This window comes from Novosphingobium indicum (assembly GCF_014645195.1).
Classification (GTDB): Bacteria; Pseudomonadota; Alphaproteobacteria; order Sphingomonadales; family Sphingomonadaceae; genus Novosphingobium; species Novosphingobium indicum.
On record NZ_BMLK01000026.1, the window covers coordinates 1 to 731 of the forward strand.

Genomic DNA, 731 nt, shown 5'->3' on the forward strand with positions numbered 1-731 from the left:
GCCTTCGAACTTCTCGGCATCGTAGGCGAAGCTGTGCATCACCTGGCGATAGCGGGCATATCGTGGATCGGAATAGAACGAGAGCAGGCGGATCAGTTCCGGGGTGCGCGGGCCGGGGGCTCCGATCGAACCCATCAGCACCACCTTGTCGATCGTGTCGGGCTCCTCGCTCATCATCTGCAGGGTCAGCGCGCCGCCCATCGAATTGCCGACAACGTGGGCCTTCTTCACACCGAGCGCCTCAAGCAGGCCAAAGCACTGGTCGACCCGGGTGCCGATCCAGCCCATCACGCTGTCAGGCCACGGATCGGGAATCACCGACTGGCCGAAACCGATCAGGTCGGGCGCGATCACGAAGAAGTTTTCGGCGAGGTCCGGCATCAGGTGATACCAGTTGGATGCGGCATGTGCGCCCGGACCCGCACCGTGAAGCAGCAGAATTGCCGGCTTGGACGGATCGCCCGCCAAGAGGGTGTGCGAGGTCAAGCCCCGGCCCGTGATCTTTTCTTCCCTGATAACCCCTTCAGCAGCCATGACATTCTCCCATGTGATCCTGACGAAATATCCGCGCGACTCCTTATATCCGCGCGACTCCTTGCCGGAGTTCACAGTCAATTTCGCCGGAGCCTAAGATATCGTTTGACATTGTGCAATGAGTTTTCCCAAGTGTTGCGCATTGGGAGCAGGACACATGACAGGCGAGACATTCGACGATCGACTGGTCGCGCAAT

The 731-nt window shown here is 59.8% G+C and carries 1 protein-coding gene; it reads right to left on the reverse strand.

Going from position 1 to position 731, the window contains the following annotated elements:
- On the reverse strand, window positions 1-534 hold a 534-nt coding region (locus IEX64_RS20035; protein WP_188822601.1), incomplete at its 3' end, for an alpha/beta fold hydrolase.
- Between the last annotated feature and the right edge of the window lie 197 nt (window positions 535-731).